The organism is Saccharothrix sp. CCNWYY140, from assembly GCF_037401995.1.
In the GTDB taxonomy this organism is placed as follows: Bacteria; Actinomycetota; Actinomycetes; order Mycobacteriales; family Pseudonocardiaceae; genus Actinosynnema.
On record NZ_JBBEGC010000006.1, the window covers coordinates 177,165 to 183,511 of the forward strand.

Below are 6,347 nucleotides of genomic sequence, written 5' to 3' on the forward strand. Positions count from 1 at the left end.
GGGGTGGCTCAGTGCTCGGGTCGCGGGGTGATGGTCAGGGTCGGGGTGCCGTCGTCGATGGTCACCACCACGTGGTGGCCCGGGCGCAGGTCGCCGGAGAGCAGGGCGCGGGACAGGCGGCGGTCCAGTTCGCGGGAGATCGTCCGGCGCAGGGGGCGGGCGCCGAATTCCGGGACGTAGCCGGTGGTGGCCAGCCAGTCCACGGCCTCGGCGGTCACCTCCAGGGTGATGTCCTGGGCGCGCAGGCGCTCGCGGGTGTCCTCCAGCAGGAGGACGGTGATCTGGCGCAGGTGGTCGGCGTCCAGGCCGCGGAACAGGATCACCTCGTCCAGGCGGTTGAGGAACTCGGGGCGGAAGTGGCGGCGGACCGCGGCCATCAGCGGGTCGCGCAGGTGGTCCGTGGTGGTGGCGGTGAGGAGTTGGTCCGCGCCGATGTTGCTGGTCATGATGATGACGGTGTTGGCGAAGTCCGTGGTCCGGCCGTGCGCGTCGGTCAGCCGGCCCGCGTCCAGGACCTGGAGCAGGGTGTTGAAGACCTCCGGGTGGGCCTTCTCGACCTCGTCCAGCAGGACCACCGAGTACGGCGTGCGCCGGACCGCGCCGGTCAGCTGGCCGGGGTCGTCGTAGCCGGCGTAGCCGGGCGGCGCGCCGGTCAGGCGGGTCACGGTGTGCTGTTGCGCGAACTCCGACATGTCCAGCCGGATCAGGCGGTCCGGCGAGCCGTACAGGGCCTCGGCCAGCGCGCGGGCCACCTCGGTCTTGCCCACGCCGGTCGGCCCCAGGAACAGGAACGAGCCGGTGGGGCGGTTCGGGTGCTTCAGACCGGCACGGCCCAGGCGGACGGCGTCGGCCACCGCCTCCACGGCCTCCTCCTGGCCGACGATCCGGCGGTGCAGCTGTTCTTCCAGGTGCAGCAGGCGGTGGCGTTCGGGCTCGGTCAGCTGGGTCACCGGGATGCCGGTGCTGCGGGAGACCACCTCGGCGACGTCGTCGGCGGTGACCTCCGGGGCGTGGGCCAGGGCGTTCCGGGCCGCGGCCAGCGCCGCCCGCGCCTCGGCCAGGCGCGGCGAGTCCTCCTCGTCCAGGCGGCGGACCTCGGCCTCCAGCGCGTCGAGGTCCGGGGGCGGCGTCTTCTGCCGCAGCCGGACCCGCGCGCCCGCCCGGTCCATCAGGTCGATGGCCTTGTCGGGCAGGAACCGCTCGGTGACGTACCGGGCGGAGAGGTCCACGGCCGCGCGGAGGGCCTCGTCGGTGACGCGCACGGCGTGGTGGCGTTCGTAGCGGGAGCGCAGGGCGGTGAGGATGGTGACGGCTTGCTCGGTCGTGGGCTCGTCCACCAGGACCGGCTGGAACCGGCGTTCGAGGGCCGCGTCCTTCGCGATGTGTCGCTGGTAGTCCTCGACGGTGGTGGCGCCGACGAGTTGCAGGCGACCGGTGGTCAGCGCGGGCTTGAGGATGTTCGCCGCGTCCATCACGGCACCCTCGGCGCTGCCCGCGCCCACGACGGTGTGCAGCTCGTCGATGAACAGGACGATCATGCGGTTGGTCGCCGCGACCTCGTCGATGACGCCCTGGAGGCGCTCCTCGAACTCGCCCCGGTACTTCGAACCGGCGACCATCGCGGCCAGGTCGATCGAGATCAGCCGCCGCTCGGCCAGCGTGGGCGGCACGTCGCCGGAGGCCATCCGGCTCGCGATGCCCTCCACGATCGCGGTCTTGCCCACCCCGGGGTCGCCGATCAGCACGGGGTTGTTCTTGGTGCGCCGGGACAACACCTCGACCACCTCGTCGATCACGTCGTCGCGCCCCACGACCGGGTCCAGCGCGCCGTCCCGGGCGGCGGCGGTCAGGTCGCGCCCGAAGCGCTCGGCGCGGCGGGTCGGCGAGGTGGGCGCGCCCAAGCCCGCGAAGAGCCTGCCGACCAGGTCCTCCAGGGGGTTGGAGCCGAAGCCGAAGAAGTCGTCCGGCACCGCGAGCCACCTCCGATCCGTCGACCCCTCTCATGGTCCTCCCCCAGGACGTCCGCGCAAGGCAGGCCGTGAGGCGGGGCGGGTCGCAAGGCAGGTCGGTGGCTCGCGGGTCGTGGAGCCAGTGGTAGGAAGGCGTGGTGAGCAACGTCGAAGAAGGCCTCCGGGTGGCGCAGGACGAGGTCGTCGGCCTCGCCAGCGAGCTGATCAGGATCGACACCACCAACACCGGGGATCCCGCGACGCTCGTCGGGGAACGGAAGGCGGCCGAGTGGGTCGCCGAGAAGCTCGAAGAGGTCGGGTACGAGACGACCTACGTGGAGTCCGGGGCGAAGGGCCGCGGGAACGTCGTCGCGCGGCTGGCCGGGGCCGACCCCTCGCGGGGCGCGCTGCTGGTGCACGGGCACCTGGACGTCGTGCCGGCCGACGCGTCGGAGTGGTCGGTGCACCCGTTCTCCGGCGCGGTGCAGGACGGGTACGTGTGGGGGCGCGGGGCCGTGGACATGAAGGACATGGTCGCCATGTCCCTGGCCGTGGCCCGGCGGTTCAAGCGCGACGGCGTGGTGCCGCCCCGCGACATCGTGTTCGCGTTCCTCGCCGACGAGGAGGCCGGCGGGATGTTCGGCGCGAAGTGGCTGGTGGACAACCGGCCCGAGCTGTTCGAGGGGGTCACCGAGGCGATCAGCGAGGTCGGCGGCTTCTCGATCACGCTCAAGGACGACGTCCGGGCCTACCTGGTCGAGACCGCCGAGAAGGGCATCCGGTGGCTCAAGCTCCGGGTCCGCGGCACCGCCGGGCACGGGTCGATGATCCACCGGGACAACGCGGTCGCGAAGCTCGCGGCGGCGGTGACGAAGCTGGGGCAGCACCGGTTCCCGATCGTGATCACGCCGTCGGTGCGCGAGTTCCTCGATGGCGTCTCCGAGATCACCGGCCTGGACTTCCCCGAGGACGACATCGAGGGCGCGGTCGGGAAGCTCGGCGCGCTGTCCCGCATGATCGGCGCCACGCTGCGCGACACGGCGAACCCGACCATGTTGTCCGCCGGCTACAAGGCGAACGTGATCCCGTCGGTGGCCGAGGCCACTGTGGACTGCCGCATCCTGCCCGGCCGCGAGGAGGCCTTCGACCGGGAACTGGCCGAACTGCTGGGCCCCGACGTCGAGCGCGAGTGGATCGGCCTCCCGCCGGTCGAGACCACGTTCGACGGCGCGCTGGTCGACGCCATGACCGCGTCGATCACCGCCGAGGACCCGGGCGCGAAGGTGCTGCCGTACATGCTGTCGGGCGGCACGGACGCGAAGTCGTTCCAGCAGCTGGGCATCCGGAACTTCGGTTTCGCACCCCTGAAGCTGCCGGCTGACCTGGACTTCTCCGGCCTGTTCCACGGGGTGGACGAACGCGTGCCCGTGGACGCCTTGCAGTTCGGCGTCCGGGTGCTGGACCGGTTCCTACGCAACAGCTGACGGGTCCGGATCACGTGGGGATCGACCGACGCGAACCCCCGGCGGAGGGTGGTGTGGTCGGGGTCCTGGTGCTGGGCGAGGTGGTGGCCCGGGTCGACGGGCGTTCCGTCGACCTCGGGCCCGCCAAGCAGCGGTGCGTGCTGGCGGCGCTGGCGCTGGAGGTCGGCCGGGTCGTGCCGGTGGACCGGCTGGTCGAGGCCGTGTGGGGCGCGGACGCGCCGCGCCGACCCCGGGAGACCCTGGCCACCTACGTGTCCCGGCTGCGGCAGCTGCTGGCGCCGGCCCGGATCGAGCGGCGCTCGGGCGGGTACGTGCTGGTGCTCGACGAGGACGCCGTGGACCTGCACCGGTTCCGGGCGCTGCGCGGGAAGGACGTGGCCGAGGCGGTCGCGCTGTGGCGCGGCGACCCGTTGACCGGGCTGGAGGGTGCCTGGGCCGAGGGCGAGCGGCAGCTGCTGCGCGAGGAGCGGCTGCGCGCCGAGTGCGACCTGACCGACGAGCGGCTGCACGCGGGCGAGGGCGAACAGCTGGTGGCCGAGCTGGCTGCGCGGGTGGCCGAGCACCCGTTGGACGAGCGGGTCGTCGGCCAGTACATGGTGGCGCTGTACCGGGCCGGTCGGGTCGGGGACGCGCTGGAGGAGTTCCGGCTGGTGCGCGCCCGGCTGGTCGAGGAACTGGGCGCCGACCCCGGCCGGGCCCTGCGCGACCTGCACCAACGCATCCTGGCGGCGGACCCCGCGCTGGACGCGCGCACGGTCGTGGTGCCCCGCCAGTTGCCCGCCCCTCCCCCGCGCTTCACCGGCCGGGCCGGGGAACTGGCCGCGTTGACCGAGGCGCTGGACGAGCGGGGCACGGTCGTGATCTCGGCGATCGCGGGCACCGGCGGCATCGGGAAGACCTGGCTGGCGCTGCACTGGGCGCACCGGCACGCGGACCGCTTCCCGGACGGGCAGCTGTTCGTGGACTTGCAGGGGTTCAGCCCGACCGCCCCGCTCGACCCCGGCGCGGCGCTGCGCGGGCTGCTGACCGCGCTGGGCGTCGAGCCGCGGGACGTGCCGGCGGACCTGGCGGCGCAGTCCGGGCTGTACCGGAGCGTGCTGGCGGACAAGCGGGTGCTGGTCGTGCTGGACAACGCCCGCGACGCCGCCCAGGTGGTGCCACTGCTGCCCGGCAGCCCGGGGTGCGCGGTCCTGATCACCAGCCGCAACCGGCTGACCGAGGTCGTCGCGCGCCACGGCGCCCGGCCCCTGGCGCTGGACGTCCTGGGCGCGGCCGAGTCCCGGGAAGTCCTGGTGTCCGTGCTGGGTGAACGCGAGGACGTCGACGACCTGGCGGCCCGGTGCCACGGCTTCCCGCTGGCGTTGGGCCTCGTGGCCGGCCGGGCGGCGGCGAACCCGTGGTTGCCGCTGGGCGCCCTGGCGGCGTCGTTGCGGGACGACCCGGGCGCGCTGGACGACGACAACCCCGCCGCGAGCCTGCCCGCGGTGCTGTCGTGGTCGGTCGAGGCGTTGAGCACCGAGCAGGCGCGGGCGTTCACGCTGCTGGGGTTGGCGCCGGGCGCGGACTTCGGGCTGCACGCGGCGGCCAGCCTGACCGGTCTGCCGGTGCCCGCGGCACGGGCGGTGCTCCGGGCGCTGGAGGACGCGCACCTGGTGCGGCAACACGCGCCCGGCCGGTGGTCCATGCACGACCTGGTCAAGCTGTACGCGGCCCGGGACGTCACCGACCGCGCGGCGCTGACCCGGGTGGTCGACCACTACCTGCACACCGCTTTCGCCGCCGACCGCCTGTTGGACCCGCACCGGGTGCCCATCGAGCTGGGCGAGTGCACCGGGGTGCCCCTGGAGTTGCCGGACGAGGCCGCGGCCCTGTCGTGGTTCGAGGCCGAGCACGCGAACCTGCCGGCCGTGCAGCGGGTCGCGGCCGACGAGGCGGTGTGGCGGCTGGCGTGGTCGATGGACAACTTCCTGGTGCGCCGCGGCCACCTGGTGGACTCGGTCCTCGTGTGGCGGGCCGGCGTCGCGGCGGCGGACCGGCTGGGCGACCCGGTGGCGCGGACCCTGGCGTACCGGCGGTTGGGAACGGCCGCCGGCGAGGCCGGGCTGCACAAGGAGGCGTTGGCACGGTTGCACTCCGCGCTGGAGTTGGTGACCCGGACGGGTGACCGGCAGGCGGAAGCACACATCCGCAACAACCTCGCGGGCGCGTACGAGCGGCAGGGACGGCCCGCGGACGCGTTGGAGCACGTCGGCGAGGCGCTGCGGTTGTACCGGGAGTTGGAACTGCCGATCTGGGAGGCTTACGCGCTCAACGCCCTCGGGTGGTTGCAGGCGAAGCTGGGTTCGTACGAGCCGGCGCGGGCCTCGTGCCTGGCGGCGTTGGAGTTGGCGCGCCGGCAGTCGTACCTGAACGTGCAGGCGAACATCCTGGACAGCCTGGGGTTCATCGACCACCAGACCGGGCGGTACGAGGAGGCCTTGGCGCGGTTCGAGGAGGCGCTGGCCCTGTGTTCTTCGTTGGGGGAGACGTACAGCGCGGCCAACACCCTGGATCGGATGGGTGAAACCTATCGGGTGACGGGGGAGGTCGCGCGGGCTCGGGGTTGTTGGGAGCGGGCGTTGGAGGGGTACCGGGCGCAGGGGCGGGCTCGGGATGTGGAGCGGGTGGAGGGGCGGCTGGCGGCGCTGGGATAGATGTGAGTTGTGTTGGACGCCGGCGATGCTTTCCGACCAAAAACATCGCCAACGTCCAACACAACTCACATACCACTCCCCCGCACCTCTTCCACCCACCCACCACACCCACCCCGCCGGCCCACCGCCCCGCCGCACCGTCGCGCCGCCAGCCACCGCCGCCGCACCGCCCCACCCCGCCGCGCCGCCGGCCGCCGCACCGCCGCCCGCCGCACCGCCGC

3 protein-coding genes are annotated in these 6,347 nt (G+C 73.6%); 2 read left to right on the plus strand and 1 reads right to left on the minus strand.

The window, feature by feature from the left end:
• Positions 1–8 precede the first annotated feature (8 nt).
• A complete protein-coding gene (locus WBN91_RS05960; protein ID WP_337722328.1) occupies positions 9–1,970 on the minus strand; it encodes an ATP-dependent Clp protease ATP-binding subunit in 1,962 nt (653 codons plus the stop codon).
• 137 nt (positions 1,971–2,107) lie between these two features.
• Here WBN91_RS05960 and WBN91_RS05965 point away from each other — a divergent pair, with 137 nt between their 5' ends.
• Both WBN91_RS05965 and WBN91_RS05970 read left to right on the plus strand, forming a co-directional pair.
• The gene (locus tag WBN91_RS05965; RefSeq protein ID WP_337722327.1) at positions 2,108–3,433 is read left to right on the plus strand and encodes a M20/M25/M40 family metallo-hydrolase; all 1,326 of its coding nucleotides are present in this window, start codon (positions 2,108–2,110) and stop codon (positions 3,431–3,433) included.
• A gap of 53 nt (positions 3,434–3,486) precedes the next feature.
• Positions 3,487–6,126 carry an AfsR/SARP family transcriptional regulator gene (locus WBN91_RS05970; RefSeq protein ID WP_337722326.1) on the plus strand — a complete coding sequence of 880 codons (2,640 nt, stop codon included), beginning with the start codon at positions 3,487–3,489 and terminating at the stop codon, positions 6,124–6,126.
• Positions 6,127–6,347 lie beyond the last annotated feature (221 nt).